General features: G+C 72.6%; 25 protein-coding genes. 13 read left to right on the top strand and 12 right to left on the bottom strand.

Going from position 1 to position 26407, the window contains the following annotated elements; genetic code table 11:
* Positions 1 to 24 precede the first annotated feature (24 nt).
* Positions 25 to 423 (bottom strand): ATP-binding protein, encoded by a 399-nt coding sequence (locus tag AB0N90_RS02375; protein WP_365192379.1) that lies wholly within the window; start codon positions 421 to 423, stop codon positions 25 to 27.
* Positions 424 to 873: 450 nt separating this feature from the next.
* Between AB0N90_RS02375 and AB0N90_RS02370 the strand changes: the two genes are divergently transcribed.
* Positions 874 to 1329 carry a cyclic nucleotide-binding domain-containing protein gene (locus AB0N90_RS02370; protein ID WP_365192377.1) on the top strand — a complete coding sequence of 152 codons (456 nt, stop codon included), beginning with the start codon at positions 874 to 876 and terminating at the stop codon, positions 1327 to 1329.
* Positions 1330 to 1359: 30 nt separating this feature from the next.
* Here the strand turns inward: AB0N90_RS02370 and AB0N90_RS02365 are convergent, their stop codons facing one another.
* Together AB0N90_RS02365 and AB0N90_RS02360 are read right to left on the bottom strand one after the other, a co-directional pair.
* Positions 1360 to 2658, bottom strand: a complete 1299-nt coding sequence (locus AB0N90_RS02365; RefSeq protein WP_365192375.1) for an MFS transporter — start codon at positions 2656 to 2658, stop codon at positions 1360 to 1362.
* A gap of 93 nt (positions 2659 to 2751) precedes the next feature.
* Complete coding sequence (locus AB0N90_RS02360; RefSeq protein WP_365192373.1) at positions 2752 to 3372, bottom strand: LysE/ArgO family amino acid transporter; 621 nt, start codon at positions 3370 to 3372, stop codon at positions 2752 to 2754.
* 69 nt (positions 3373 to 3441) lie between these two features.
* On the opposite strand from AB0N90_RS02360, the gene AB0N90_RS02355 reads away from it, so the two are divergent.
* Both AB0N90_RS02355 and AB0N90_RS02350 read left to right on the top strand, forming a co-directional pair.
* Positions 3442 to 4323: a LysR family transcriptional regulator ArgP gene (locus AB0N90_RS02355; protein ID WP_365192371.1), complete on the top strand. Its 882-nt coding sequence runs from the start codon at positions 3442 to 3444 to the stop codon at positions 4321 to 4323.
* Between the two features lie 171 nt (positions 4324 to 4494).
* On the top strand, positions 4495 to 4746 hold the full coding sequence (locus AB0N90_RS02350; RefSeq protein ID WP_365192369.1) for a WhiB family transcriptional regulator: 252 nt from the start codon (positions 4495 to 4497) through the stop codon (positions 4744 to 4746).
* 15 nt (positions 4747 to 4761) lie between these two features.
* On the opposite strand, the gene AB0N90_RS02345 is transcribed toward AB0N90_RS02350, so the two are convergent.
* From AB0N90_RS02345 to AB0N90_RS02330, 4 genes are read right to left on the bottom strand one after another with little or no spacing between them, the layout of a single operon-like run.
* Entirely contained in the window at positions 4762 to 6651 is a 1890-nt protein-coding gene (locus AB0N90_RS02345) for a HAMP domain-containing sensor histidine kinase (protein ID WP_365192367.1), read from the bottom strand.
* Positions 6648 to 7352 (bottom strand): response regulator transcription factor, encoded by a 705-nt coding sequence (locus AB0N90_RS02340; RefSeq protein WP_361670254.1) that lies wholly within the window; start codon positions 7350 to 7352, stop codon positions 6648 to 6650. Before AB0N90_RS02340 ends, AB0N90_RS02345 begins: the two co-directional genes overlap by 4 nt.
* A gap of 20 nt (positions 7353 to 7372) precedes the next feature.
* A complete protein-coding gene (locus tag AB0N90_RS02335; protein ID WP_365192365.1) occupies positions 7373 to 8107 on the bottom strand; it encodes a L,D-transpeptidase family protein in 735 nt (244 codons plus the stop codon).
* A 42-nt stretch (positions 8108 to 8149) separates the two neighbouring features.
* A complete protein-coding gene (locus AB0N90_RS02330; RefSeq protein ID WP_365192363.1) occupies positions 8150 to 9571 on the bottom strand; it encodes a M1 family metallopeptidase in 1422 nt (473 codons plus the stop codon).
* 222 nt (positions 9572 to 9793) lie between these two features.
* Here AB0N90_RS02330 and AB0N90_RS02325 point away from each other — a divergent pair, with 222 nt between their 5' ends.
* Complete coding sequence (locus AB0N90_RS02325) at positions 9794 to 10141, top strand: DUF488 family protein (protein ID WP_365192361.1); 348 nt, start codon at positions 9794 to 9796, stop codon at positions 10139 to 10141.
* A 2-nt stretch (positions 10142 to 10143) separates the two neighbouring features.
* Here the strand turns inward: AB0N90_RS02325 and AB0N90_RS02320 are convergent, their stop codons facing one another.
* Both AB0N90_RS02320 and AB0N90_RS02315 read right to left on the bottom strand, forming a co-directional pair.
* Entirely contained in the window at positions 10144 to 11817 is a 1674-nt protein-coding gene (locus AB0N90_RS02320) for an FAD-binding dehydrogenase (RefSeq protein ID WP_365192360.1), read from the bottom strand.
* Between the two features lie 75 nt (positions 11818 to 11892).
* Positions 11893 to 12537, bottom strand: coding sequence for a helix-turn-helix domain-containing protein (locus AB0N90_RS02315; RefSeq protein ID WP_365192358.1), 645 nt, complete (start codon positions 12535 to 12537; stop codon positions 11893 to 11895).
* A gap of 139 nt (positions 12538 to 12676) precedes the next feature.
* Here AB0N90_RS02315 and AB0N90_RS02310 point away from each other — a divergent pair, with 139 nt between their 5' ends.
* Both AB0N90_RS02310 and AB0N90_RS02305 read left to right on the top strand, forming a co-directional pair.
* Positions 12677 to 13306: an alpha-ketoglutarate-dependent dioxygenase AlkB gene (locus AB0N90_RS02310; RefSeq protein WP_365192356.1), complete on the top strand. Its 630-nt coding sequence runs from the start codon at positions 12677 to 12679 to the stop codon at positions 13304 to 13306.
* Between the two features lie 88 nt (positions 13307 to 13394).
* Complete coding sequence (locus AB0N90_RS02305) at positions 13395 to 14168, top strand: MBL fold metallo-hydrolase (protein ID WP_365192355.1); 774 nt, start codon at positions 13395 to 13397, stop codon at positions 14166 to 14168.
* Positions 14169 to 14174: 6 nt separating this feature from the next.
* Here the strand turns inward: AB0N90_RS02305 and AB0N90_RS02300 are convergent, their stop codons facing one another.
* On the bottom strand, positions 14175 to 15041 hold the full coding sequence (locus AB0N90_RS02300; RefSeq protein WP_361670230.1) for a universal stress protein: 867 nt from the start codon (positions 15039 to 15041) through the stop codon (positions 14175 to 14177).
* A 210-nt stretch (positions 15042 to 15251) separates the two neighbouring features.
* On the opposite strand from AB0N90_RS02300, the gene AB0N90_RS02295 reads away from it, so the two are divergent.
* Genes AB0N90_RS02295 through AB0N90_RS02285 form a run of 3 tightly spaced genes read left to right on the top strand, consistent with a single transcriptional unit; the run spans position 15252 to position 18801 of the window.
* Complete coding sequence (locus tag AB0N90_RS02295; protein ID WP_365192354.1) at positions 15252 to 16961, top strand: FAD-dependent oxidoreductase; 1710 nt, start codon at positions 15252 to 15254, stop codon at positions 16959 to 16961.
* Positions 16958 to 18454, top strand: a complete 1497-nt coding sequence (locus AB0N90_RS02290) for an ATP-binding protein (RefSeq protein WP_365192353.1) — start codon at positions 16958 to 16960, stop codon at positions 18452 to 18454. Before AB0N90_RS02295 ends, AB0N90_RS02290 begins: the two co-directional genes overlap by 4 nt.
* Positions 18451 to 18801, top strand: a complete 351-nt coding sequence (locus tag AB0N90_RS02285) for a UBP-type zinc finger domain-containing protein (RefSeq protein WP_365192351.1) — start codon at positions 18451 to 18453, stop codon at positions 18799 to 18801. Before AB0N90_RS02290 ends, AB0N90_RS02285 begins: the two co-directional genes overlap by 4 nt.
* 59 nt (positions 18802 to 18860) lie before the next feature.
* Here the strand turns inward: AB0N90_RS02285 and AB0N90_RS02280 are convergent, their stop codons facing one another.
* The gene (locus AB0N90_RS02280; RefSeq protein WP_365192349.1) at positions 18861 to 20210 is read right to left on the bottom strand and encodes an SGNH/GDSL hydrolase family protein; all 1350 of its coding nucleotides are present in this window, start codon (positions 20208 to 20210) and stop codon (positions 18861 to 18863) included.
* A gap of 130 nt (positions 20211 to 20340) precedes the next feature.
* Positions 20341 to 22101 carry a M4 family metallopeptidase gene (locus tag AB0N90_RS02275; protein WP_365192347.1) on the bottom strand — a complete coding sequence of 587 codons (1761 nt, stop codon included), beginning with the start codon at positions 22099 to 22101 and terminating at the stop codon, positions 20341 to 20343.
* 333 nt (positions 22102 to 22434) lie between these two features.
* On the opposite strand from AB0N90_RS02275, the gene AB0N90_RS02270 reads away from it, so the two are divergent.
* From AB0N90_RS02270 to AB0N90_RS02255, 4 genes are all read left to right on the top strand, one after another.
* Positions 22435 to 23601 carry a serine hydrolase domain-containing protein gene (locus tag AB0N90_RS02270; protein ID WP_365192346.1) on the top strand — a complete coding sequence of 389 codons (1167 nt, stop codon included), beginning with the start codon at positions 22435 to 22437 and terminating at the stop codon, positions 23599 to 23601.
* Positions 23602 to 23662: 61 nt separating this feature from the next.
* A complete protein-coding gene (locus AB0N90_RS02265) occupies positions 23663 to 24340 on the top strand; it encodes an AIM24 family protein (protein WP_365192344.1) in 678 nt (225 codons plus the stop codon).
* A 19-nt stretch (positions 24341 to 24359) separates the two neighbouring features.
* Positions 24360 to 25322 carry a threonine/serine dehydratase gene (locus AB0N90_RS02260; protein ID WP_365192342.1) on the top strand — a complete coding sequence of 321 codons (963 nt, stop codon included), beginning with the start codon at positions 24360 to 24362 and terminating at the stop codon, positions 25320 to 25322.
* Positions 25323 to 25413: 91 nt separating this feature from the next.
* Positions 25414 to 26385, top strand: coding sequence for an LLM class F420-dependent oxidoreductase (locus AB0N90_RS02255; protein WP_365192340.1), 972 nt, complete (start codon positions 25414 to 25416; stop codon positions 26383 to 26385).
* Positions 26386 to 26407 lie beyond the last annotated feature (22 nt).

Raw genomic sequence — 26407 nt, 5'->3', positions numbered from 1 at the left:
ACAAGTGGGGGTGCTCGGGCCGGCTCACGCCAGCGGGATCACCGCGGTGATGCGTTTGCCGCCGCAGGGCAGTTCGCTGACCCGGACGTCGCGGGCGAGGTGGCAGACGATCGGCCAGCCCCGGCCGTGGCGCTGGGAGTGGTCGGGCGGGGCGGTCCGCATGACCGGGAGTTCGGTGCTGCGGTCGCTCACCGAGACGCGGACACCGGCGGAGTCGACGTCGACGTCGAAGCCGGTGATGCCGCCACCGTGCAGGATCGCGTTGGTGGTCAGCTCGGAGGCGACCAGGAGTGCGTCGTCCATGGCCCCCGGCCCGAGCGGCTGGTGACGGGACCGGCAGCGTTCGGCGACCACGCGTCGTACGGTGCTGCGGGCGTCGGCCGGGCGGCGCGGCGGCCGACGGTGGGGTTGATCTATGGACATGGAGTACGTTTCTGGCATCCCTGCCCTCCCTGGACGGTGCCGGAGTCGCGCTCTCTCCCCCTTCGGCTGACCGCGAGCGGCGCCCTCAAACACCGTGTGTGCGGAAGTCATCACCGCGGCCGGTGGAGCATCCGGCGGCGGAAGGCGGCGTGAGACGGGTCACCTGGACCACTGTCCGACTACCGGATCAGACATTGAATGGTTTATCGTTCATCCATACGTGATGACGGCGTGGGCCTCGGAGCCTGCCTCATCACCCTCAGCGGCCCTGGCTGGTTTCCCCCGTCCAGCCAGGGCTTTTTCCTGCCCGGACGACGGCCGTTCCGAAGAAATCCGCCTCCTTCGAGGTGCCCTGCCCGCCGCCAGCGGCTGAAATAGGGGTACGCAACGTACCCGCCCACAGAAGAGGCACCGCAGCACCCGAACCGTCGCCGGCGAGGAGCCCGCGCCATGACCAAAGCGATAAAACTGCTGACCGCCCTGCCCCAGGCGCAGCGCGAACGCCTGATGGAGCTGGCCAAGGAGGTGTCCTTCGCGGAGGACAGCCGCATCTTCGAGGCGGGCGGCACGGCCGACCGGTTCTGGGTGATCCGCTCGGGCGCGGTCCATCTGGATCAGCAGGTCACCTCGCGGCAGCGGGTGACCGTGGCCACGCTGGGCGCGGGCGACCTGCTCGGCTGGTCCTGGCTCTTCCCGCCGTACCAGTGGGACTTCGGCTCGGTGGCCTTCAGCAACGTACGGGCCTACGAGTTCGACGGGCCCTCCGTGCTCGCGCTGTGCGTGGAGGACCCGCTGCTCGGGCTCTCCCTGGTGCGCTCGGTGGCCGAGATCCTCGCCCACCGTCTGGAGACCACCCGCGGCAAGCTGATGGACCAGTACGCGCTGGGCCGCCGCAGCCCGCTGTAGCCCGCGGGGCACGGCGGCCTTCGCGCCCCGTCAGATCCGGTAGCGCCGCAGCGCCGGCACCGCCGCCGCCAGGGCCAGCATCAGTACGACGACCAGCACACCGCCGCCCGCCACCGCCGCGCGCGGGCCGAACACGGCGCCTGCGGTGCCGTGCAGCACGTCCGCGAGGCGGGGGCCGCCGGCCACCACGACCGTGAACACGCCCTGCATCCGGCCGCGCATCTCGTCGGTCGCGGCGGACAGCAGGATCGCGCCGCGGAACACCATCGAGACCATGTCGGCGACACCGGCCGCGGCGAGGAAGGCGAGGGCGAGCCAGAGGTTGCCGCTGAGCCCGAACCCGGCGATGGCCACACCCCAGGCGACGACGGCCCCGATGACCATCCAGCCGTGCCGCCGGGCGCGGGAGAACGCGCCCGAGAACAGCCCGCCGAGCACCGCGCCGACCGGGATGCCGGCGAACAGCACGCCGAGCGCGAGCCCCTCGCCCCAGGAGTGGTAGGTCTGGGCGGCCAGCTGCGGGAACAGGGCGCGGGGCATGCCGAACACCATGGCGACGATGTCGGCGAGGAAGGACAGCAGCAGCACCTTGTGCCGGGATATGTAGCGGAAACCCTCGGCTATCTCGCGCACCCCGGCGCGGCGCGTGGGGGCGTCGCCGAGCGGGGGCAGCGCGGGCAGCCGGAAGACGGCCCACACGGTGACGCACAGCGCGAGGGCGTCGATGAGGTACAGCTCGGGCAGGCCGATGACCGGGATGAGCACACCGGCGAGCAGCGGGCCCGCCACCAGGCCGGTCTGCATCACGGTGGAGCTGAGCGCGTTGGCCGCGGGCAGTTCCCTGACCGGGACCAGCCGGGCGATGGAGGCGCTGCGGGCCGGGGAGTTGAGGCCGAAGAACGCCTGCTGGAGCGCGAGCAGCACCATCAGGACCACGACGGAGTCCAGCTCGGTGACGGCCTGCGCCCAGAACAGCAGCGAGGTGACCGCGATCCCGATGTTGGTCCACAGCAGCAGCTTGCGCCGGTCCACGGTGTCCGCGACCGCGCCGCCCCACAGCGCGAACAGCACCATGGGCACGAGCCCGGCGAGGCTGGCGTAGCCGACCCAGGCGGAGGAGTGCGTGATGTCGTAGATCTGCTTGGGCACGGCGACGGCGGTGAGCTGGCTGCCGACGGAGGTCACGATGGTCGAGGACCACAGGCGCCGGTAGGCGGGGATGCGCAGCGGGCGGGTGTCCATCGCCCAGCGGCGCCAGCCGCGATGGGGCGGTGGGTCGGCCGCCGGGGCGTCGTCGCCGGTCTCGGTACTGCTCTCGCTGGTGTTCACGGATGTCCTGGTTGCTCGTTACATCTTTTCGATTCGAGAGCCTAACTATCTCATCGCACCGGCGGGGGAACGTCTCGCTTCGAGAGACCTGTCTCAGCCTCCGACGAGCAGGGAGACACCCAGGACGAGCATGGTGAGGGCGACCAGGCCGTCCAGGAGGCGCCAGGCGCCGGGCCGGGCCAGAGGGCGGCCGAGCAGCCGGGCGCCGAAGCCGAGCGCGGTGAACCAGCACAGGCTGGCGAGCGCGGCCCCGAGCCCGAACGTCCAGCGCAGCGGGCCCCGGTCGGCGGCGAGCGAGCCCAGCAGGAAGACGGTGTCCAGATAGACATGCGGATTGAGCCAGGTCATGGCGAGGCAGGTGAGCACGGCCCGGCGCCGGGACCCGGCCGCCTCGCCCGTCACGGTCAGTCCGGTCCCGCTGGGCCGTACGACGCGGCGGGCGGCCAGCGCGCCGTAGCAGAGCAGGAAGACGCCGCCGACGATGCCGACCGCCCGGACCGCGCCCGGCCAGGCCACCACGACGGCGCCGACGCCGCCCACGCCGAGCGCGATGAGCACCGCGTCGGACAGGGCGCAGATGCCGACCACGGCGAGTACGGCGTCCCGGCGCACCCCCTGGCGCAGGACGAAGGCGTTCTGGGCACCGATGGCGACGATCAGGGACAGGCCGGTGCCGAAGCCGGCGACCGCGGCGGTCAGGGCGGTGTGGTTCATGGCTCGAAACTAAGGACACCCGGCCCCTCAAGTACAGCTAAAGATTCTTACGTATCCTTAGCGCTTGTGATGGACCTTCCCCTGGATCAGGTGCGGACGCTGCTCGCGGTGGTGGACGAGGGCACCTTCGACGCGGCGGCCGCCGCCCTGCATGTGACGCCGTCGGCGGTGAGCCAGCGGGTCAAGGCCCTCGAACAGCGCACCGGGCGGGTGCTGCTCCAGCGCACCAAGCCGGTACGGCCCACGGAGTCGGGCGCGGTGCTGGTGCGCTACGCCCGTCAGCTCGCCCGGCTGGAGCGGGACGCGTGGGGCGAGCTGGGGCTCAGCGGCGCGGGGGAGCCGACCCGGGTGTCGGTCGCGGTGAACGCGGACTCGCTGGCGACCTGGTTCCTGCCCGCGCTGAGCCGGGCGCCGGGGCTCTGCTTCGAGCTGCACCGCGAGGACGAGGGGCATACGGCGGTCCTGCTGCGCGAGGGCCTGGTGATGGCGGCGGTGACCTCCTCGCCGGACCCGGTGCCCGGCTGCACGGCGCGGCCGCTCGGCCGGATGCGCTATCTCCCGGTAGCGGAACCGGAGTTCGCCCGCACCCGGGTCGCCGGGCGCCCCCTACCGGACGCCCTCGCCACGGAGCCCGTGATCGTCTTCGACCGCAAGGACGATTTCCAGGACGGCTATGTCCGCCGGCTGGGCGGCACTTCGGCGGCCCCGCTGCGCCACTACGTGCCCACCTCGGAGGGCTTCCTCGACGCCGTCGCCGCGGGCCTCGGCTGGGGCATGGTCCCGGAGGTCCAGGCCCACCCCCTGCTGGCCGACGGCCGGCTGTCCCTCCTCGCACCCGGCGAGTGGATGGACGTCACCCTGTACTGGCAGCAGTGGAAGCTCGACTCCCCGGCGCTGGCCGCGCTGGCCGCGGCGGTGACGGCGACGGCGGCCGGGGCGCTGCGCGGCTGAGACCGAAGGGTGGCCGAAGCCCAGTGAGTCATGGCCGAAGTCCGTTGGGCCGTGGCCGAATTCCCCTGGCTTGTCGGCGGGCGCCGTTTCATGCCGCGCCGACCGGTCACCCGCTTCGGAGACACGCGTCCGCCGCGGCGCGGACGACCCCGATCCGAGCGGGAGACTTCCATGGAGAACTGGCGCGAACACGCCGAGTGCCGTTACGAGGACCCCGACTTGTTCTTCCCCATCGGCAGTACCGGGCCCGCGCAGGTGCAGGCCGAGCGGGCCAAGAAGATCTGCGAGCGGTGCCCGGTGCAACAGCAGTGCCTCGACTGGGCGTTGGACACCGGTCAGGGCATCGGCATCTGGGGCGGCACCACCGAACTGGAACGCCGCAAGCTCCGCCGCCGGGCCCGCTCCCGCCCGCGCTCGGGCTGAAGGAGGCTCAGGGCGCTACGACTTCTCGACCGGCTCCTCCCCCGGTGCCCGCGTCGCGGGGAGCCGGAGGGTGAACACCGCGCCCTCGCCGGACTCGCTCGTGGCATGTGCCGTGCCCCCGTGGGCGGCGAGCAGCTGGCGGACGATCGGGAGGCCGAGGCCGCTGCCTCCGGTGCGGCGGCTGCGGGACTTCTCGGCGCGCCAGAACCGTTCGAAGACATGCGGCAGGTCCTCGGCGGCGATGCCGGCGCCGGTGTCCGCGACAGTGAGCACGGCTTCGGTGTCGTCCCGGCGGGCCCGTAGGGTGACGGCGCCCCCGGCCGGGGTGTGCCGCAGTGCGTTGGAGACGAGGTTGCCGAGCACCTGCCGCATCCGTACCGGGTCGGCGTCCAGCCAGACCGCCGGGTCGGCCTCGGTCACCAGTGCGACCCCGGCCGCGTCGGCGGCCACCCGGTGGGCGGCGGCGACCTGGTCGAACAGCTCGCCCGCGGACAGCGGTTCGCGGTGCAGGCGCAGGGTGCCCGCGTCGGCGGCGGCCAGGTCCTGGAGGTCGTCGATGATCCGCTGGAGGACGAGCGCCTCCTCGTGCAGGGAGTCCAGCAGGCCCGGGTCCGGGTCGACGACGCCGTCGCGCATCACCTCCAGCCAGCCGCGGATATTGGTGAGCGGGCTGCGCAGTTCGTGCGCGATGTCGCTGACCATGGCCTTGCGCTGGGCCTCCAGGCGTTCGCGGCGCTCGGTGAGTTCGTTGAACGCCTCCGCGAGGATGCCGGTCTCGTCCCGGGTGGTCACGGGCACCCGGACATGCCGCTCGGGCGGCGCCTGCGCGGCCTCGGTCAGCGCGCGCAGCGGCCGTACCAGCCGGATGGCGACGGCGGCGGTCACCGCGACGGTGACGGCGAGGACCAGTCCGGCCGCGGAGACCACCTTGGACTTGTTCGCCGGCGATATGTCGAAGCGGGACGGGTTCTGGTCGCCGATGCCGAGGAACAGGTCGGCGGCCGGGGCGACATAGGGCTCCAGCTGGGCGCGGCGCGCGCTGAGCACACAGCTCTGGGCCGTACGCACGGTGGCCTCCTGGTCCTTGCCCGCGACCTTGGCGAGCAGCGGACCGCCGCCGAAGTGGTCCTCGGCCCCCGGGTCGAAGGCGAGGAACAGCGGGCCGCCGCCGACGTCGAGGCCCGCCTGCCGCAGACAGGGGCGGGCGAGCCCGGACAGCGTGTCCAGGGCCCGGGTCTCGGTGGGCGTCGGGGCGTCGAGCCCGTCGGTCCCGCAGTCCGCCACGCCGTAGCGGGACGGGTCGGAGCCGTCGGACCCGGTGAGCACGGGACGTCCGCTGGGCGTGCGCCGCACGGTGGTGCGAAGGCCGTAGCGGGCGTAGCACTGCCGGTCCCGGGTGGCCTGCGACTCCAGTGCGGCGCTTTCCTTCGCGGGCAGCTTGTAGGGGCCGACGGCGCGCGGGTCGATGCCGCTGAGCTGGGCGCCGGTCTCGCTGTAGGTGTCGGTGCGCAGCGGGTCGACGCTCGCGGCGGGCCGGGGCGGCAGCGGGGTGCCGCGCGGCGCGGAGTCAGCGACGAGGGCCCGGTCGGGGGTGGTGAGCGCGATCCGCCGGCCGGTCCGCTCCGCCAGGTCCCGTACCGAGCGCTGGACCCCGGACCAGTCGGAATGGGTGGCCGCGTAGCCGCTGAGCTGGGCGAGGATGCTGTTGTCGGCGGCAAGGTCCTGGCCCTGCTCCTCCTTGAGGGCGCTGGTGGTGGTGGTCACCGCGAGCCAGGCGGTGGCCGCCACCGAGCAGACGGCGATCAGGGCGGAGACGGACAGCAGCCGGACCAGGAGCCGCTTGCGCAGCGGGATCCGGCGCCGGGCGCCCTGCCCCCGACTCCCCCGTCCCGTGCGGGACTTCACGGTCGGCCGCTGAGCTTGTAGCCGACGCCGAACACGGTGAGCAGCCGTACCGGACGCCGGGAGTCGGCCTCTATCTTGCGGCGCAGGTTCATGATGTGGACGTCCACGGCCCGTTCGGTCGAGGAACGGTCGAATCCCCGTGTGTACTGGAGGAGTTGGCGCCGGGTGAACACCCGCTCCGGCTCCGCCGCCATCGCCAGCAGGATCTGGAACTCGGCCGGGGTGACGTCCACCGGCGCGCCCTCGCAGCGCACTTCGTGCCGTACCGGGTCGACGCTGAGCCCGGCGGCCCGCACCGCCGGGTCGTCGCCACGCGCGCCGGTGCCCCGTCCGCTGCGCCGCAGCACGGTGCGGATGCGGGCCATCAGCTCGCGCGGGCTGTACGGCTTGGTGAGGTAGTCGTCGGCGCCCAGTTCGAGGCCGAGCAGCAGATCGTCCTCGCCGGAGCGGGCGGTGAGCATCACCACGGGGACGTCCAGCTCACCGTCGTCGCCGCGCAGTTCACGGCAGACGCCGAAGCCGTCGAGGACCGGCAGCATCAGGTCGAGGACGAGGAGGTCGGGCCGCAGCCGGCGGGCCGTGGCGAGCGCGGCCGCGCCGTCGTGCACCACCGTCGCGATGTGTCCCTCGGCCAGCAGGGAGCGACGGATCAGTTCGGCCTGCTTCTCGTCGTCCTCGGCGACCAGCACATGTGCGCACACAGTTGCGGATCCTAAACGGCTCAGACCGCGAGCCAGTCGGCGTACCCCATCGCGACGATCGGATGCCGGGCCGGGTCGAGGGTGCGCAGCAGGTCCTTCATATGGGCCTTGGCGACGCTGACGCAGCCATGGGTGGGGCCGCCGTGGTCGACGTGCAGCCACACTCCTCCGCCGCGCTTGGGGCCGAGGGGGCGGGTCCAGTCCAGCGGGGAGGTACCGGGCCTGCGGTTGTAGTCGATGGCGATGACGTAGTCGAAGCAGCCGTCCAGGGGTTCGCCCTCGAAGCCGGTGCCGGGCGAGCGGAATCCGGCGGACTCGTGGTACGGCAGTCTGCTGCCGGGATCGGGCAGCAGTCCCCCGGCGTCGGAGAGGGTGTACACGCCGAGCGGGGAGCGCAGGTCGCCCAGCATGTGGTGGGAGCTCCAGCCGTGCAGCGCGTTGTGGGCCGGCCAACTCGGGCCCGGCTGCCAGCCGTCGGCGGTGCGCTGGTGCAGGACGACCGTGCACTGGGGGGAGTTGGGCCCGCGCCCGGTGGCGACGACGGCCTGGGTGCACTGCTCCGGTATCGCCGCGGTCCGGGTGGGGCCGAGCCCGGGTATGCCGCGGGGAGCCTGTTCGGCCTGCGAGGTGGTGCCGGTCGCGGGCGCGGGCCGGGTGGGCGGCGTCCGGTGCCCGGCCTCCCCGCCGCTCCCGCCGCAGCCGGTGAGCAGCAGCGGGGAGGCGAGGAGGGGAAGAGCGGTTCTGCGGTTGATCATGCTGTCGAGCTTGGCCGACAGTTATGTGGAATTGGTAAGAACTCAGGCCTTGTTCGGCTTGCCCTTCGTGAACAGCCAGGTGTGGAAGAGGGAGTCCAGCGGCTTTCCGGACTTCTTCTCGGCGAGCCGGACGAACTGCGCGGTGGTGCCGTGTCCGTCCCGGTGCTCGGCGGCCCAGGCGCGCAGGATCGCGAAGAACTCCCGGTCGCCGACCGCCTTGCGCAGCTCGTGCAGGGCCATGGCGCCGCGGTCGTAGACGGGAGTGCCGAAGATGTTCTCGCCGCTGCCCGGGTCGCCGGGCGGGTAGGCCCACAGCTCGTTGCCCGCCGGGCGGGCGTAGAGCTCGTCGAAGGTCTTCTGGGCGCTCGCGCCGCCGTGCTGCTCGGAGTAGAGCCACTCGGCGTAGGTCGCGAAGCCCTCGTTGAGCCAGATGTCCTTCCAGGAGGTCAGCGACACCGAGTCGCCGAACCACTGGTGGGCGCTCTCGTGCACGAGGGTGAGGATGTCGGGCGCGGAGTCGTAGAGCGGGCGGGTCTGCGTCTCCAGGGCGTAGCCGACCTTCGCGTGGTCCACGATGGCTCCGGCGGACGTGAACGGGTAGGGCCCGAACAGCTTGCTCTCCCACTCCAGGACCGAGGGCAGCTGCTTGAGCACCGGGGTCGCGGCCTTGGCCTCGCGGGGGTCGACGGCGTCGTAGACCCGGATGCCGTCACGGGTGGTGTACCGCGTGACCTTGAAGTCGCCGATGGTGGCGGTGGCGAGGTAGGCGGCCATGGGCCGGCTCTCGCGCCAGCGGAAGGTGGTCTCGTCCTTGACGGTGCGCTGTCCGAGCAGGTCCCCGTTGGCGACGGCGGTACGGCCCTTGGGCACGGTGATCGTGAAGTCGTACGACGACTTGTCCTTGGGGTGGGCGTTCGCCGGGAACCAGGTCATGGCGCCCTGGGGCTCATTGGCGACGAACGCGCCGTCGTCGGTGGGGATCCAGCCGTCCGCCGAGCCGTCGGGGTCGGTGACGGGCTTGGGCGTGCCGTGGTAGGTGACGGTGACCTTGAAGTCCTGGCCCGCGCGCAGGGCGTGGCGCGGGGTGATGACGAGTTCCTGGCCGGAGCGCTTGACGCCCGCGGCGGTGCGGTCGACCTTGACGCCGCCGACCGTCAGTCCCTTGAGGTCCAGGTCGAAGCGGGTGAGCGGCTGGGTGGCGCGGGCGGTGAGGACCGCGGTGCCGTCCAGGCGGCCGTCGCTCTGGTAGCGCAGCGTCAGGTCGTAGTGGCGCACGTGGTACCCGCCGTTGCCGCTGAGCGGGAAGTAGGGGTCGCCCGCGCCGGCCGCGCCGGTGGTGCCCGCGCCGGCCGGTCCTGCGGCACCGACGAGCGCGGCCACGGCGACGGGCACGGTGGCGAGCACCGCCCTGCGGCCGAGGACCGTGGTACGACGGCGTGCGGGCTGTCTGCGGGGTGACGTCACGTGCGCTCCTCGGAAGGTGGTCGGCTGGCCCACAGACTAGAGGCGCCGGTGTCTTCGGGTCTCCCCTTTCATTCTGGCCACCTGGTGGCCGGATCGCTGCTCGGCGGGGGTGGACCGGAGCCGCACACCGAAGGACGGGGTCCGGGCCGCCGACCGGCGCCCCCGTGGCCCGCGCAGTACGCTCGCCGGAAGTGGCCGCCGAGGTGGAGGAAGGGCCCGATCGTGAGCGTGCGCGTGCGCCGGATCTATGAATCGCCCGAGCCCGACGACGGACTGCGGGTCCTGGTCGACCGGCTGTGGCCGCGGGGCGTGGCCAAGGAGGCCGCACACGTGGACGAGTGGCCCAAGGGGCTCACCCCCTCGGCGGAGCTGCGCACCTGGTTCCACGGCGGCGGGTCGTACGAGGAGTTCCGTGCCCGGTACGAGGCGGAGCTGGACGCCCCCGAGGCCGCCGGGCTGCTCGACGGCCTGCGGGAGTCGGTCCGTAAGGGCCCGGTGACCCTGCTGACGGCGACGAAGACACCGGAGCGCAGCCATGCCCAGGTGCTCCTGGAGCTGCTCGGCGGCTGAGCTCAGCCGGTGTGCCGGGCCGCGTGCCGGCCCGCGGCGCGACCCGAGAAGAGGCAGCCGCCGAGGAAGGTGCCCTCCAGGGAGTTGTAGCCGTGCACCCCGCCACCGCCGAACCCGGCCACCTCACCGGCCGCGTACAGCCCCTCGATCGGCGCCCCGCCTGCGCCGAGGGCGCGTGAGTCGAGGTCGGTCTGGATGCCGCCGAGCGTCTTGCGGGTCAGCACATGCATCCGTACGCCGATCAGCGGGCCCGCGGCCGGGTCCAGGAGGCGGTGCGGCGCGGCCACCCGGCCGAGCCGGTCGCCGAGGTAGCGGCGGGCGTTGCGGATGCCCTGGACCTGGGAGTCCTTGCTGTACGGGTTGGCCATCTGGAGATCGCGGGCCTCGATCTGCCGGCGCACCTCGGCCGCGTCCAGCAGCGGCTTCCCGGCGAGGCCGTTCATCTTCTCGACCAGCCGCTCCAGGCTGTCCGCCGTCACGAAGTCGGCGCCCTTGTCGAGGAACGCCTGCACCGGTGCGGGCGCGCCCTTGCCGACGAGCCGGTTGCGCACCACGGCCCTGCGGTCCTTGGCGGTGATGTCGGGGTTCTGTTCGGAGCCGGAGAGCGCGAACTCCTTCTCGATGATCTTCCGGGTGAGGATGAACCAGGAGTGGTCGTAGCCCGCGATGTCCTCGGTGGTGCGCAGGTACTTGAGCGTGCTGAGGGTGTCGTAGCCGGGCAGGCAGGGGTCGGGCAGCCGGCGGCCGAGGGCGTCGAGCCAGATGGAGGAGGGGCCGGGCAGGATGCGGATGCCGTGGCCGGGCCAGACGGGGTCCCAGTTCTTGAGCCCCTCCGTGTAGTGCCACATCCGGTCGCGGTTGACCAGGCGGACGCCCGCCGCCGCGCTGATGTCGAGCATGCGGCCGTCCACATGGGCGGGGACGCCGGTGACCATCTGGGCGGGGGGCGTGCCGAGCCGCTCGGGCCAGTAGCGGCGCACGATGTCGTGGTCGGCGCCGATGCCGCCGGTGGTGACGACGACGGCCTGGGCGGTGAGTTCGAAGTCGCCGACGCGCTCGCGGTTCGAGGCGACGCCGCGCGGGGCGTCGTCGGGGGCGAGCACCGTGCCGCGCACGCCCCGCGCGGTGCCGTCCTCGATGATCAGGTCGTCCACCTGGTGGCGGTGGTAGAAGGTCAGCAGTCCGTCCCGGGCGGCCCCCCGGGCGTACCGTACGAACGGCTCGACCACTCCGGTGCCGGTGCCCCAGGCGATGTGGAAGCGGGGCACGGAGTTGCCGTGCCCGTCGGCCCTGAGGTCGCCGCGCTCGGCCCAGCCGACGGTGGGCAGCAGGTCGATGCCGTGCCCCTGGAGCCAGGACCGCTTCTCGCCGGCCGCGAACTCCACATAGGCGCGGGCCCAGCGCACCGCCCAGGAGTCCTCGTCCTCGATCCGGTCGAAGCGCGCGCTGCCGCGCCAGTCGCTCCAGGCCAGTTCGAAGGAGTCCTTGATGCCGATGCGGCGCTGTTCGGGCGAGTCCACGAGGAAGAGGCCGCCGAAGGACCAGTAGGCCTGGCCGCCGAGGTTGGCGGCGTTCTCCTGGTCGACCAGGGCCACCCGGCGTCCCTGGCGGTTGAGTTCATGAGCCGCGACCAGACCGGCGAGGCCCGCTCCGACGACGATGACGTCCGCGTCCATGGCGTGGAGTTTCCTTCCTCAGTGCGTTGTCGAGGGGTCGGTTCGTTGTCGAGGGGTCAGTGCGTTGTCGAGGGGTCAGTGCGTTGTCGAGGCAGCGGCCGGCGCGCCGCCGCCGTCCGTGAGCAGCGCGGTGAGCAGCTGCTTGAGCCAGCTCCGCGCGTGCTCGACGTCCCTGTCCAGCAGCAGCTGGGTGGTGACGCCGTCGTAGGCAGCGACCACGGCGTGCGCGGCGCCGGCCGTGTCGCCGAGCACGGCGGGGAGTTCGGTGTGACCCCGGGCCCGGAAGAGGCGGTCGGCGACGGCCTCCCGGAGCCGGGCGCGGTGGCCGAGCAGGGCGCGGGCGACCTCCGGGTCGCGGGCCGCGTGCACCAGGAAGTCGGTCTTCACCAGCAGCCAGTCCACGTCGAGCAGCAGCACCTCGGTGACGCGGTCCACGGCGGCCGGTACGTCGAGGCCGGGGCCGTCCTCGGCGAGGGCGTCCGCGACCTGGGCGGCGATGAGGTCGGCGCGCTCCTGGTAGAGGGCGAAGAACAGCTCGTCCAGGGTGGCGAAGTTCGAGTAGAAGGCGCCCCGGCTGTACCCGGCCGCCTCGCAGACCTCCTCGATGGAGACCCGCCCGAACCCCTTGGCGGCGAACACCCCGAACGCGGCGTCGAGCAGCCGGGCACGGGTCTCAGCGCGGCGCCGGGTGACGCGTTTGGCGGTGTCCTGCGTGACCATGACGGCACCTCCGTTCGATACATGAATGTATCGGATACGCCGATGTATCGAAAGACCTCGGCGAGCCGACCCGGGCCGGGCCGACCCGGGCCGGTGATCATATTGGAACGTATTTTCGAATACGAGTTACGCTGGCCCCATGGCCACGCACCTCCAGGGCTCCCTGTTCGACCAGACCGACGAGCTGCGCCTGGGCGCCCTGCGCGGGCTGCGCCGGACCGTGCTCGGCGCCGGTGCCTGGATCGATGTCCTGCCCGGCTGGCTGACCGGCGCCGACGCCCTGTTCGAACGGCTCGCGGCGGAGGTCCCCTGGCGCGCGGAGCGGCGGAAGATGTACGACAACGTCGTCGCCGTACCCCGCCTGCTGGCCTTCTACGGCGCCGCGGACCCGCTCCCCCACCCCGTCCTGGACGAGGCTCGCGCCGCCCTGTCCCGGCATTACGCGAAGGAGCTGGGCGAGCCGTTCACCACCGCCGGGCTGTGCTACTACCGCGACGGCCGGGACAGCGTGGCCTGGCACGGCGACCGGATCGGGAAGGGCGCCCGCGAGGACACCATGGTCGCGATCCTCTCCGTGGGCGAGCCCCGCGATCTGCTGCTGCGCCCGGCCGGCGGGGGCGGCGGGACGGTACGGCGGCCGCTCGGGCACGGCGATCTGATCGTGATGGGCGGCTCCTGCCAGCGCACCTGGGAGCACTGCGTGCCCAAGACGGCACGGGCGGCGGGGCCTCGGATCAGCGTGCAGTTCCGCCCGCACGGCGTGCGCTGAGCCATCTCGCCGCCCCCTTGCGCCGCACGGTGGCGGATCTGGTTGGCTGTCCCCCCGAAGATCACTGGCACTCGGGCGCGGAGAAACCATGCGGGCAGAGGTACATCAAGTCGCCGACGGCACCTACCTGGTGCACGGCAACAACGTCAACTGGGTGATCCTGAAGGACGGGGACGACCTCACCCTGATCGACACGGGGTATCCCGGGGACCGGCCGGGAATCCTGGAGTCCCTTGCGGCGGTGGGCGGTTCGCCCGAGGCGGTCTCCGCGGTGCTGATCACCCACGCGCACAACGACCATCTGGGTTCGGCCGAGTACCTGCGCTCGGCCTACGGCACGCCCGTCTACCTCCACCCGGCCGAAGTCCCGCACGCCCGGCGGGAGTTCCTGCACCAGGCCACCCTCGGCGATGTCGTCCGCAACGTCTGGCGGCCGGGCATGCTGCCCTGGGCCGCGCATGTCATCAAGGCGGGCGGCATGGAGCACAACCCGGTCACCGCGCCCGAGCCGTTCCCCGGCGAGGGCGCGCTCGACCTGCCGGGCCGCCCGGTTCCCGTGCACACCCCCGGCCACACCGACGGGCACTGCGTCTACCATCTGCCCGCGACCGGCATCGTGATCTCCGGGGACGCCCTGGTCAGCGGGCACGCCGTCTCCTGGACCAAGGGGCCGCAGCTGCTGCCCGGCCTCTTCGACCACGACCGCGGCCGGGTCGTGGCCTCCCTCGATCTGATCGCGGCGCTCGACGGCGACACCCTGCTGCCCGGTCACGGCCCGGTCCACCGGGGCGCGGTGCGCGCCGCCGCCGAACAGGCCCGGGACCGGGCCACCCGCAAATCCCGTACGCCGAAGGCGAGTTGACGCCGGTCAGTCGTGCGGGACCACCGCCACCGGGCAGTCCGCGTGGTGCAGCACCCCGTGCGCGACCGAGCCGATGCGGGCGCCCACGGCGGTGCGGCGGGCCCGGCGGCCGACGACCATCAGCTGGGCGCGGCCGACGAGCGACAGCAGCACCTGTCCCGCGCTGCCCATCTCCACCTGCTCGGCCACCGGCACCCCGGGGAACCGCTCGCGCCAGGGCCGCAGCGCGTCGGCCAGCGCCTGCTTCTCGTACGGCTCCAGGCCCCCGGCCTCGTCCAGCAGCCTGAGCGAGCCGGGGCTGTAGGCGAAGACCGGCGGCAGGGTCCAGGCCCGTACGGCACGCACGGTGGCGCCGCGGGCCGCGGCCGTCTCGAAGGCGAAGCGCAGCGCGGCCGCGCTGTCCTCGGCGTCGCCGTGCTGGCCGACCACCACCTCGCGCCCGGCGGCCTCCAGGGCGGGGCGGTCCCCGGCGCGCACCAGCACCACGGGCCGGGTGGCCTCGGCGATCACATGCTGGCCCACCGACCCCAGCAGGAAGCCGACCACCGGCCCGTGCCCGCGCGAGCCCAGCACCAGCATCTCCGCGTCCCGCGCCGCGCGGCCCAGCGCCGGGGCGGCGTCCTCCTCGACCACGTCGACGCTCACCGTGAGCTCCGGATGCCGCTCGGCGACCTCGCGCACCGCCTGTGCGACGCCCTCCTCGGCCCACCCCCGCTGGGTGTCGCGGTCGGACCCGGCGAGCTTCTCGGCGTGGTGCCACGCGTGCAGGACCCGCAGGGGCAGCCCCCGGCGTACGGCCTCCCTGGCCGCCCAGTCCAGCGCGGCCAGGCTCTCCTCCGTGCCGTCGAGCCCTGCCGTGATCGCCCGTGTCATCCGTGGCCTCCTCGTCGTACCGACCGTTCATGCTGCTGATGCCCACTATCGGACACGGTGTGCCCCGGCCGGACCCCGGCCCTCCGCGTCGTTCGGCGGACCCGGACGCCGGGGCGAAGCCGGGCGATCGAACATACGATGGGCGCGTACCGGTGCGGTGGCGCCCGTGCCACCGCGCCTCGGGATTCCGGCGCTCGGGGTGGGAGATCCATGACACAGGCCGCGCCCAGGACACCGGCCCCGTCGGCTCCGGCCGCCGACGCGGCGCGGACCGTCATCCTGACCGTGGACGACGACCCGGGGGTCTCCCGCGCCGTCGCCCGTGATCTCAGACGCCGCTACGGAGCCTCGTACCGGATCGTGCGCGCGGAGTCCGGGCCGTCCGCGCTGGAGGCGCTGCGGGAGCTGAAGCTGCGCGGTGATCTGGTGGCGGTGATCCTGGCCGACTACCGGATGCCGCAGATGAACGGCATCGAGTTCCTTGAACAGGCGCTCGATGTGTATCCGGGGGCGCGGCGGGTGCTGCTGACCGCGTACGCGGACACCAACGCGGCGATCGACGCGATCAATGTGGTGGACCTCGATCATTATCTGCTCAAGCCGTGGGATCCGCCGGAGGAGAAGCTCTACCCGGTGCTGGACGATCTTCTGACGGCGTGGCGGGCCGGCGATCACAAGCCGGTGCCGAGCACCAAGGTGGTGGGGCACCGCTGGTCGGCGCCGTCCTCGGCCGTGCGGGAGTTCCTGGCCCGCAACCAGGTGCCCTACCGCTGGTACTCGGTGGAGGAGCCGGAGGGGCGGCGGCTGCTGGCGGCGGCCGGGCAGGACGGGCAGCGGCTGCCGGTGGTGGTCACCCCGGACGGCTCGGCGCTGGTCGAGCCCGAGGCGCCCGAACTGGCCGCGCGGGTGGGCCTGGCCACGACGCCGACGGCCGACTTCTACGACCTGGTGGTGATCGGCGGCGGCCCGGCCGGGCTCGGCGCGGCCGTCTACGGGGCCTCGGAGGGGCTGCGCACGGTGCTGGTGGAGCGCTCGGCGACCGGCGGGCAGGCCGGGCAGAGTTCCCGGATCGAGAACTACCTGGGCTTCCCGGACGGCGTCTCCGGCGCCCAGCTCACCGACCGGGCGCGGCGGCAGGCGGGCCGGTTCGGCGCCGAGATCCTGACCGCGCGCGAGGTGACGGCCCTGGAGACGGGCGGCGCCGCCCGGGTCGTACGGTTCGCGGACGGCACGGCGATCGCCGCGCACAGCGTGATCCTGGCGACCGGCGTGCAGTACCGGCAGCTTGAGGCCGAGGGCTGCACGGATCTGACCGGCTGCGGGGTGTACTACGGTTCGGCGCTGACCGAGGCGGCCGGCTGCCAGGGCCAGGACGTCTATGTCGTCGGCGGCGCCAACTCGGCGGGCCAGGCGGCGATGTACCTCGCCCGGGGTGCCAAGTCGGTGACGCTGCTGGTGCGCGGCGCGGATCTGTCGGCGTCGATGTCGTACTACCTGATCCAGCAGATCACTGAGGCGCCGAACATCGAGGTGCGCTGCCGCACGGTGGTGGACGCGGCCCATGGCGCGGGGCATCTGGAGCAGCTGACGCTGCGTCATACCGGGACCGGGGAGACCGAACGGGTCGACGCCCAGTGGATGTTCGTGTTCATCGGCGCGGCCCCGCTGACCGACTGGCTCGGCGAGGGCGTGCTGCGCGACGAGCGCGGCTTCATCCTGGCCGGCCCCGATCTGACCCCCGACGGCACACCACCGGCCGGGTGGGAGCTGGACCGGCCGCCGTACCACCTGGAGACCAGCGTGCCCGGGGTGTTCGTGGCGGGCGACGCGCGCGCCGAGTCCGCGAAGCGCGTCGCGTCCGCCGTCGGCGAGGGCGCGATGGCCGTCATGCTCGTCCACCGGTATCTGGAGCAGTCATGAGCGGGCAGATCATGCCGTGCGACCCGAAAGAGATCCGGTCGCTGTTCCTCTTCGAGAAGCTCGCCCCCGAGCAGTTGGGGCGGCTGTGCGCCGAGGGCCGGGTGGAGCTCTTCCCGCCGGGCCCGGTGTACACCGAGGGCGACCCGGCGACCTGCTTCTTCGTGATGGTCGAGGGGACGGCGGTGATCTCGCGCCGGGTCGGCGGGGACGACGTGGAGGTCGCCCGGACCTCGCAGCGCGGGGTGTACGGCGGCGCGATGCAGGCGTATCTGGGCGACCGGGTGCGGCAGGTGTACACCAACTCGCTGCGGGTCACGGAGCCGACGCGGTTCTTCGTGCTGCCGGCCGACCTGTTCGCGGAGGTGATGCACGAGTGGTTCCCGATGGCGGTGCATCTGCTGGAGGGCCTGTTCTTCGGGTCCAAGAACACCCAGGCGGCGGTCGGGCAGCGGGAGCGGCTGCTGGCGCTCGGCTCGCTGTCGGCGGGGCTCACCCATGAGCTGAACAATCCGGCGGCCGCGGCGGTGCGGGCCACCGCCACGCTGCGGGAGCGGGTGGCGAAGATGCGGCGCAAGCTGGCCGTGATCGCCGAAGGGCCGTTCTCCCGGGACGCGTTGGCGAGCCTGGTCGAGATCCAGGAGCGCACCGCCGAGCGGGTGGCGAAGGCCCCGGCGCTCAGTCCGCTGGAGGCCGCCGACCGGGAGGATCTGCTCGGGGACTGGCTGGACGACCATGGCATCGCGGACGGCTGGCAGCTGGCACCGACCTTCGTCCAGGCGGGACTCGACGTCGACTGGCTGGAGCAGGTCGCGGCGGCCGTGGACGAGGAGATCCTGCCGGGCGCGGTCGGCTGGCTCAACTACACCGTCGAGACCGAGCTGTTGATGACCGAGATCGAGGACTCCACCACCCGTGTCTCGCATCTGGTGGACGCGGCCAAGCAGTACGCGCAGCTGGACCGGGCGCCGTACCGCGCGGTGGACGTGCACGAACTCCTGGAGAGCACGCTGCTGATGCTGTCGGTCAAATTCGGGTCCGGCATCCGGGTGGTCAAGGAGTACGACCGGACGCTCCCGTCGGTGCCCGCCTGCCCGGCGGAGCTGAACCAGGTGTGGACCAACCTCATCGACAACGCGGTCTCGGCGATGCGGAGTTCGGGAGGTGAGGGCACTCTGACGGTGCGCACCGCGCGGGACCACGACCGGGTGCTGGTGGAGTTCCGGGACACCGGGCCGGGGATCCCGGCGGAGATCAGGGGCCGGATCTTCGACCCGTTCTTCACCACCAAGCCGGTCGGCGAGGGCACCGGGCTCGGTCTTGACATCTCCTGGCGGATCGTCGTCAACAAGCACCACGGCACGCTGCGGGTCGACTCGGAGCCCGGCGACACCCGCTTCCAGGTGCTGCTGCCGCTGACCGCCGAACAGCCCGAGGGGGCCGAATCGGCCGAATCAGCCGACTCGGCCGGGGAACGAACGGAGGAGGCCGTATGAGCGGCGTCGAGGGCATCGAACCGAACGTTTCGCCGAGCGGCACCGGTTGCCTGGAGTGCGAGGCGGCGGGCGGGTGGTGGTTCCATCTGCGGCGCTGCGCCCAGTGCGGGCACATCGGCTGCTGCGACGACTCGCCCGCCAAGCACGCCACCGCGCACTACCGGGCCACCGGGCATCCGGTGATCCGCAGCTTCGAGCCGGACGAGGCGTGGTTCTGGAACTTCGCCACCGGGGAGTTGTTCGCCGAGGGGCCCGAACTCGCCCCTCCGGCCGGGCATCCCGCCGATCAGCCGGTGCCGGGCCCGGCGGGGCGGGTGCCGCAGGACTGGGCGCGGAACCTGGGGTGAGCCTCGGGACGTGAGTCTCAGCGCGGAAGCCCCGGCGCGGAAGCCCCGGCGGGGAAACCTCAGCGCGCGCAGTCCAGCCGCTTCAGGTCGAGGCTGTCGGCGAGGGCCCGCATGCCCCGGTCACCGGGGTGCAGATGGTCGCCGCCGTCGTACCGGGGCCGCAGGCGCTCGGGGTCGCGGGGGTCGCGCAAGGTGCGGTCGAAGTCGGCGACGGCGTCGAACTCCCCGCGGCCGCGGAGGTAGTGGTTGACCTCCCGGCGTACGGCCTCCGCGTCGCGGTCCCACTCCGGCCAGCCCTTGAAGGGGCTGATGGTGGCGGCCACCACGCACAGGTGGGCCGCGTGCGCCCGGTGCGCCAACCGCCGGTATCCGGCGATGAGTTCGGCCGCCGTGACGCCGGTGTGCGCCTTGAGGTCGTTGACGCCCGCGAAGAGCACGACGGTGCGCACCCCGGGCTGGGACAGCACATCCCGGTCCAGGCGGTGCGGGATGCTCTGCCCGGCGCCGTCCCCGGCGCTGTCGGCGAGCAGCTTGTCGCCGGATATGCCCTCGTCGGCCACGCCCTGGAGGGCGCCTTGGGCCGTGTGCAGGCGCCGGGCCAGGTAGTCGGGCCAGCGGCGGTTGCGGTCGGCGGTGGACTGCCAGCCGTCGGTGAGGGAGTCGCCGAGCGCGGCCACGGCGCCGGTGGCCGGGCGGTCGGGGCGTACGGCGACGGCGTCGACGTACCACCAGGCGCCGGTGGTCCGTGTCCAGTGGGCGCCGCCGTCCTCGGCGGTGAGGTCGCCGCCCAGCCCCGTGTACGACGTCTGCAGTGCCAGCTCATGGCCGCTGGCCGGGCCCCCGGCCCCCGGGGTGCGCAGGCTCACCGCGAGGTCGGCACCGGCGGGCACCCGGCCGGGCAGCGGATCGCTCCAGGCCACGGAGCCGGCCGGGACGGTGATGCGGTGGGCGCCGCCGAAGGTCAGGGCGTGGTTGCCGCCGGGGCGCAGGGCGGCACCCCGGGCGCGCAGGCCCGCGTAGACATGGTCGAGGGTCAGCGGGCGGTCGCCGAAGGCGTTGGTGAAGCGGATCCGCGGCGCGCTGCCGCCGACACTGGCGTGCACGATCATCCGGTACTGCGCGCCCGCGACGCCCGCGCCCATGCGTTCCGCGCTCGCCGCCCAGGTCAGCACTCCGGAGGGGCGGCCCGGGGCGCCGGGCGGATGGAGGACCGCGCGGGCGGCGGGGCCGGCCTGGCAGGCGGCGACCGTCAGCAGGGCGGCGGCAAGGCGGCAGCCGCGCCCGAACCGGCCGTTCACGAGGCGCCCGGCCCGTCGGAACCCGGCCGGACCCCCGCGGCCGTACCCGCGTATCCCACGCACGACATGGTCCCGCCGCGGGCCCGGATCCGCACCTCGGTGGGCGGTCATCGATTCCCCTCCCTCGTCGGCTCGCCACCGTCCATGGGTGCGGCGGCGTCGGGAGGTCCGGTTGCCCCGCACGGGCCCGGACATGCGGATGCCCCGCGCGAGGCGGGGCATCCGGTCGTACGCGAAGCCGTCAGTGCTTGGCGGCCGGCGTGTTCGCGACGGTCACATTGACCGCCCCCCACGCCTGGTTCACCGTCTTGTACTCGGTGCTGTTCGCGCCGTACAGGTCCTTGGCCGCCTGGAGCGTCGCGAGGCGCGCGCCGTGGAAGTCGGTCGTGGACACCATGTAGCGGGTCAGCGCACGGTAGAAGATGGCGGTGGCCTTGGTGCGGCCGATGCCCTTCACCGTGGACTTGTTGTACGTCGGCGAGTTGTATGCCACGCCGTTGATCGTCTTCTTGCCGCTGCCCTCCGCGAGGAGGTAGTAGGCGTGCGACGAGACACCGGAACCGGCGTGCACCTCGGTGTAGTAGGTGTCCGGAGTCCAGTAGTCGATCGTGCCCTCGAGCTTGTCCAGCGAGGGGTGGTCCAGGCGGCGCAGGAACTTCTGCGAAAGGCCCAGCTTCTCGCCGATCAGGTAGTCGGGCGTGTCCTGCTTGTTGTTGGCGTAGAACTCGACGTTGGAGCCGAAGATGTCCGCCAGCGACTCGTTGAGCGCGCCCGGCTCGCCGTACTGGTTGCCGTCCGCGTCGACGTAGGTCGGCTCCAGCTTGGCGGTCGAGTCCACCACGCCGTGGGTCAGCTCGTGACCGGTGACGTCGAGGACGACCAGCGGCTTCTTGAAGGTCTGGCCGTCACCGTCGCCGTAGAGCATGCAGTTGCAGGTCGGGTCCCAGAAGGCGTTGGCGACCTTGTTGCCCCAGTGCACCAGGCCGTGGGCGGCCTTGCTGTTGTCGGCGATGCCCTTGCGGCCGAAGGTCTTCTTGTAGAAGTCCAGCGTCTTGGTGATGCCGTACTGGGCGTCGGCGGCGGCGCTGGCGCGGTTGGAGGTCGCGCCGTTGCCCCACACGTTGCTGGTGCCGGTGAACTTCGTACCGGCGGTGAAGCTCTCCGTGCTCTTGCCCTTGGCGTCGCGCACCTCGGTGCCGTACCGGCTCGGGTCGGCGAGCTGGTAGTGGCCGCGCGAGGTCTGCGTGGTGGTGAGACCGACGCTGCCGACGTAGAGGGTCTTGCCCGTGCCGTTCGCGGCGGACGGGAAGGCCGTCTTGGCGCCGGTGGGGGCGTCGGCGCGGCCCAGGGCCGCGGCGCGGGCGTCACCCGTGGACGGGGTGGCCGTCACGCCGCTCTTCTGGAGGCTCTTGACGAGCTTCGGCGACAGGAACTGGTCGCTGTCGGGCGTGTTGCTGCGCACCTTGCCGGTGACGGCGTCGACCACGACGGTGTTGGTGCCGTCCTGGTCGGTCACGGTCACCTGGTAGGCGAGCGCGGAGGCGCCGTCGCGGGCGTCCACGACGAGCTGGGCGGTGCCGGCCTCGCCCTTGGCCGCCTGGGCGGCCTTGGCGGCGGCCTGACCCGCGGTCAGCTTGGCCTTGGTGGCGGCGGCCGGCTTGACGGTCTGGCCGGCGGCGCGGGTCACGCCCGTGTAGGCGAGCTTGTGGTCGAGGTGGACCACGAGGTCGCCGCCGAGCACCGGCATGCCGTTGTGGGTGCGCTCGAAGCGGACGTGCCGGGCGCCCTCGGGGTCCAGCATGACGTCCTGGGCCCGGAGTTCGTCACCCGTGGAGACGCCGGTCGCGGACGCGTGCGCGAAGGCCGCGGTGCGGGCCGCGGTCACCACGGCGGCGGAGTCGGTGACGGACGCGACGGAGCGCGCCTCCCCCGTCGTGGGGCCCGCGAAGGCCGTACCGGCCAGGCCCGTTGCGGCGGTCGCCACCGCGACCGCGACCGCCACTGAGCGTATGTGCGGTTTACGCAATCTGATCAGGGTTCCTTCTGTGAAGGGCGGCGGAACGTCAACCGCCCTGTGACATGGCGCCCTTCGGCACCAGGGGGCTGGTCGGGCCCCCGAGGGCTCACCCTTACGGATCAGTCATGTGCACGTAAACCAGGAATGATCCATTTCGCGATCTTCTAGGGCAATCCTTTGCAAATCGGCGCCAGAGAGTGATCGGGAAATGACCAACTGTGTGTCGGCTGTGGAGACGTGGCCTCGATCCCCTAGGTTCCCAGGCCGGAATGTGACCGATGTCGCATCGGCAGTCGTACGGATGGGAGTGGATGCCCGATGGTGTCAGCCATGGTGAGCAGAGGCGCGGTCCTCGGAGCGGTCGCGCTGTCGCTGCTCGCGGTACCGGCGGTGGAATCGGCTGCGGCGGACGGACTTCCGGCACCCGACACCGCGGGCCTGACCGCGGTGCTGCGGTCGGCGGTGGCCCAGGGCGCGCCGGGCGCGCTGGCCCGGGTCGACGACCACGGCACGATGTACCGGACGACGTACGGGTACGCCGACCGCGGCACCCGGCGGGCCATGGACGCCGGGGACCGGTTCCGCGTCGGCAGCGTCACCAAGTCCTTCTCGGCGGTCGTCCTGCTGCAACTCGTCGACGAGCACCGGCTGGAGCTGGACGCGCCGGTGAACCGCTATCTGCCGGGGCTGCTGCCGGACGACGCGATCACGGTGCGCCAGGTCCTCGGCCACCGCAGCGGGCTGTACGACTTCACGAACGACATGTTCGCGAACAGCGTCCCCGGGTTCGAGGCGGTCCGCAACAGGGTCTTCACCTACCGGGAGTTGGTGGCGCTGTCCCTGAAGCACCCCCGCACCAACGCGCCCGGCGCCGCGTACTCGTACTCGAACACCAACTTCGTGGTCGCCGGCATGCTCATCGAGAAGATCACCGGGCACTCGGTGCGGACCGAGTACCAGAACCGGATCTTCGGGCCGCTGAAGCTCCAGGACACCTTCTACGTCCACCCCGACACCGCGATCCCCGGTCCCCACGCGCACGGCTACCTCACCCCCGACAAGGCGGGCGATCCGCTGGTGGACGCCACCGAGCAGACGGTGTCGTGGGCGCAGAGCGCGGGCGCGATCATCTCCAGCGCGCGGGACCTGAACACCTTCTACAGCGCGCTGCTCGGCGGCCGGCTGATGTCGGCGGCGCGGCTCGCCGAGATGGAGAAGATGAACCGCGTCAACGCCACCACGGCGTACGGGCTCGGGCTGCGGCGCCGCGATCTGTCGTGCGGGATCTCGGTGTACGGACACACCGGGACGGTGCAGGGCTACTACACGTACGCGTTCGCGACGAAGGACGGCGGCCGGAGCATGACGGCCGTCGCCACCACGTCCAACAACGGTGAAGTGCTCAACACGCTCGCGGGGACGCTGGATTCAGCGTTCTGCGGCAAGCAGGGCAAGCGCTGGCCCCCGGCCGCGGGCAAGGACTAGGAGCGGGACGGCGGGCGTCCTGATCTTGGCAGAAGGTGTGCCCTCGGGTCAGGATGCCCGCATGAAGGGTGATCTTTTTTCCAGTCGGCACATGGTACGGGCGGCCACCGAACCCGGGATGTCCGCCGAGAACGCCAAGTGCCTGCGGTACACGGTGGACGGCGAGATGTACGCCCGGCAGGGCGCGATGGTCGCCCACCGCGGTGACCTGCGGTTCGAGCGCAAGGGTCAGGGCGTCGGCGGCATGCTCAAGCGCGCGGTCACCGGAGAGGGGCTGCCCTTGATGGCGGTGCGCGGGCGGGGCGAGGTCTGGCTCGCGCACGAGGCGCAGAACTGCTTCGTCGTGGAGCTGGAGCCCGGCGACCGGTTCACCGTGGGCGGCCGGCATGTGCTGTGCTTCGACCCGTCGCTGTCGTACGAGATCCGGACGGTCAAGGGCTCGGGCATCACCGCAGGCGGCCTGTTCAACAGCGTGTTCAGCGGCAGCGGCCGACTCGGTCTGGTCTGCGACGGCGAGCCGCTGGTCATCCCGGTCTCGGCGGAGCAGCCGGTGTACGTCGACACGGACGCGGTGGTCGGCTGGAGCGAGGCGCTGGAGACCTCGCTGCACCGCTCGCAGTCGATAGGGTCGATGCTGCGCGGCGGTTCCGGCGAGGCCGTACAGCTGATGCTGCGGGGCGAGGGCGTGGTCGTCGTACGTCCGAGCGAGCTGACCCAGCACAAGCCGCAGCAGCACTGAACGGAAAGGGTGGCACACCGTGATCGGCATCTCCGAGATCGAAGCCGCGGCCGAGCTGATCGCCCCGCATGTGGTGCGGACGCCGACCGTGGCGAGCCCCGGGCTCGGCGCGCTGCTCGGCGCCCCGGTCACCGTCAAGCTCGAACTGCTCCAGCGCACCGGCTCGTTCAAGGCGCGCGGGGCGGCGGCGAAGCTGCTGTCGCTGAGCGAGGCGGAGCGGGCGGCGGGCGTGGTCGCGGTCAGCGGCGGCAACCACGGGATCGCGCTCGCGGTGATGGCGGCGGCCCTCGATGTGAAGGCGACGGTGGTGATGCCCCGCACCGCGCCCGCGCGTTCGCGCGCGCTCGCGGAGGAGGCCGGGGCGTCGCTGCGGCTGACCGACGGCATGGACGGCGCCTTCGAGCTGGGGATGCGGCTCGCGGACGAGGGGCTGACGCTGGTCCACCCGTTCGACGACCCGGCCGTGATCGCCGGGCAGGGCACGGTCGGCCTCGAACTGGCCGAGGACGCCGCCGAGGACCTGACGGACGTCGTCGTCAGCATCGGCGGGGGCGGGCTGATCTCGGGCATCGCGGCGGCGCTGCGGGCCCGGCGGCCCGGGGTGCGGGTGTGGGGCGTGGAGACGGCGGGCGCCGAGGCGATGTCGGCCGCGCTCACGGCGGGCGGCCCGGTGCCGGTCCCGCTCTCCTCCCTGGTCACCACCCTCAGCGCGCCCACGGTGTCCCGGCTGACCTACGACCACGCGGCCAAGCTGGTCGAGGACGTCCTGGTGGTTCCCGACCACGAGGCCGTCCGGGGCTGTCTGGACCTCGCCACCCACGCCAAACTCTGGGCGGAACCGGCCGCGGGCTGTCTGCTCCCGGCCGCCCGCGAGATCCTCTCCCGCGTCGGCCCCGGCGCCCGGCTGGGCCTCGTGGTGTGCGGCGGCAACACGACACTGGCAGAGGTGACGGGCTGGGCGGAGCGTTTCGGGTTGGGGTGAGGCCCCCGGGCCCCCGTCCGTTCCCCGCCTGCCCGCGGAGCCCGGCCGCCCCTGTCGTTTTCAGGGGCGGCGAGCCGGGGACTCGGCACCTATGGCGCGAATCGGATACACGATGATGACCGAGCAGGCCGGGCCCCGGGAGCTGGTGGAGCATGTGGTGGGAGCCGAGGAGAGCGGGTTCGACTTCTCGGTGATCTCGGACCACTACTTTCCCTGGCTGCGTGCGCAGGGGCACTCCTCGTACGCGTGGAGCGTGCTGGGCGCCGCCGCGCAGGCCACCTCGCGGATCCCGCTGATGACCTATGTGACCTGTCCCATTCGGCGCTACCACCCGGCCGTCGTGGCCCAGAAGGCGACGACCGTGCAGCTGCTGTCCGAGGGCCGGTTCCGGCTCGGGCTCGGCGCCGGTGAGAATCTGAACGAGCATGTGGTGGGCGGCGGTTGGCCCCCGGTCGACGTGCGCCACGAGATGCTGGAAGAGGCCGTGGACATCATCCGCGCGCTGTTCGGGGGCGAGCACGTCACCCGCCACGGCCGGCACTACCAGGTGGAGTCGGCCAAGCTGTGGGACGTGCCGGAACAGCCCCCGCCGATCGGCATCGCGGTCTCCGGCGAGCAGTCCTGCCGGCTCGCGGGGCGGCTCGGCGACCTGGTGATCGCGACCGAGCCGAAGCCCGGACTGCTCTCGGCGTTCGACCGCCACGGCGGCCGCGGCAAGCCCCGCGTCGGCCAGCTGCCGGTGAGCTACGACCCCGACCGGGACACGGCCGTCAAGCGCGCCCACGCCCAGTTCCGCTGGTTCGGCCTCGGCTGGAAGGTGAACGCCGAGCTGCCCCACCCCGACTCCTTCGAGTCCGCGACCCAATTCGTCACCCCCGACGACGTGGCCGCCTCCATTCCGTGCGGCGACGACCCGGACGCCTTCCTGGAGGCCGTACGACCGTACGCGCGGGCGAGGTTCGAGGAGATCGCCCTGGTGCAGATCGGGGGCGACACCCAGCCCGAGTTCCTTCGCTGGTCGGCGAAGACCCTGCTGCCCGCGCTGCGGGAGGCGTTCGGCTGACGGGGCCTCGACCGGGGCGAAC

It is taken from the genome of Streptomyces sp. NPDC093018, assembly GCF_040684035.1.
Taxonomy (GTDB): Bacteria; Actinomycetota; Actinomycetes; order Streptomycetales; family Streptomycetaceae; genus Streptomyces; species Streptomyces murinus.
Note: the sequence above shows the minus strand (reverse complement) of the source record. Positions and strands in the feature narration are given on the sequence as shown.

Coding starts and splice junctions, on each gene's coding strand:
- AB0N90_RS02315 (WP_365192358.1), bottom strand. CDS start 12,537: ATGGTCACGCAGGACACCGCCAAACGCGTCACCCGGCGCCGCGCTGAG.
- AB0N90_RS02285 (WP_365192351.1), top strand. CDS start 18,451: ATGAGCGGCGTCGAGGGCATCGAACCGAACGTTTCGCCGAGCGGCACC.
- AB0N90_RS02320 (WP_365192360.1), bottom strand. CDS start 11,817: ATGGACGCGGACGTCATCGTCGTCGGAGCGGGCCTCGCCGGTCTGGTC.
- AB0N90_RS02270 (WP_365192346.1), top strand. CDS start 22,435: ATGGTGTCAGCCATGGTGAGCAGAGGCGCGGTCCTCGGAGCGGTCGCG.
- AB0N90_RS02370 (WP_365192377.1), top strand. CDS start 874: ATGACCAAAGCGATAAAACTGCTGACCGCCCTGCCCCAGGCGCAGCGC.
- AB0N90_RS02350 (WP_365192369.1), top strand. CDS start 4,495: ATGGAGAACTGGCGCGAACACGCCGAGTGCCGTTACGAGGACCCCGAC.
- AB0N90_RS02265 (WP_365192344.1), top strand. CDS start 23,663: ATGAAGGGTGATCTTTTTTCCAGTCGGCACATGGTACGGGCGGCCACC.
- AB0N90_RS02280 (WP_365192349.1), bottom strand. CDS start 20,210: ATGACCGCCCACCGAGGTGCGGATCCGGGCCCGCGGCGGGACCATGTC.
- AB0N90_RS02375 (WP_365192379.1), bottom strand. CDS start 423: ATGTCCATAGATCAACCCCACCGTCGGCCGCCGCGCCGCCCGGCCGAC.
- AB0N90_RS02305 (WP_365192355.1), top strand. CDS start 13,395: ATGCGGGCAGAGGTACATCAAGTCGCCGACGGCACCTACCTGGTGCAC.
- AB0N90_RS02295 (WP_365192354.1), top strand. CDS start 15,252: ATGACACAGGCCGCGCCCAGGACACCGGCCCCGTCGGCTCCGGCCGCC.
- AB0N90_RS02300 (WP_361670230.1), bottom strand. CDS start 15,041: ATGACACGGGCGATCACGGCAGGGCTCGACGGCACGGAGGAGAGCCTG.
- AB0N90_RS02335 (WP_365192365.1), bottom strand. CDS start 8,107: ATGATCAACCGCAGAACCGCTCTTCCCCTCCTCGCCTCCCCGCTGCTG.
- AB0N90_RS02310 (WP_365192356.1), top strand. CDS start 12,677: ATGGCCACGCACCTCCAGGGCTCCCTGTTCGACCAGACCGACGAGCTG.
- AB0N90_RS02360 (WP_365192373.1), bottom strand. CDS start 3,372: ATGAACCACACCGCCCTGACCGCCGCGGTCGCCGGCTTCGGCACCGGC.
- AB0N90_RS02255 (WP_365192340.1), top strand. CDS start 25,414: ATGGCGCGAATCGGATACACGATGATGACCGAGCAGGCCGGGCCCCGG.
- AB0N90_RS02290 (WP_365192353.1), top strand. CDS start 16,958: ATGAGCGGGCAGATCATGCCGTGCGACCCGAAAGAGATCCGGTCGCTG.
- AB0N90_RS02355 (WP_365192371.1), top strand. CDS start 3,442: ATGGACCTTCCCCTGGATCAGGTGCGGACGCTGCTCGCGGTGGTGGAC.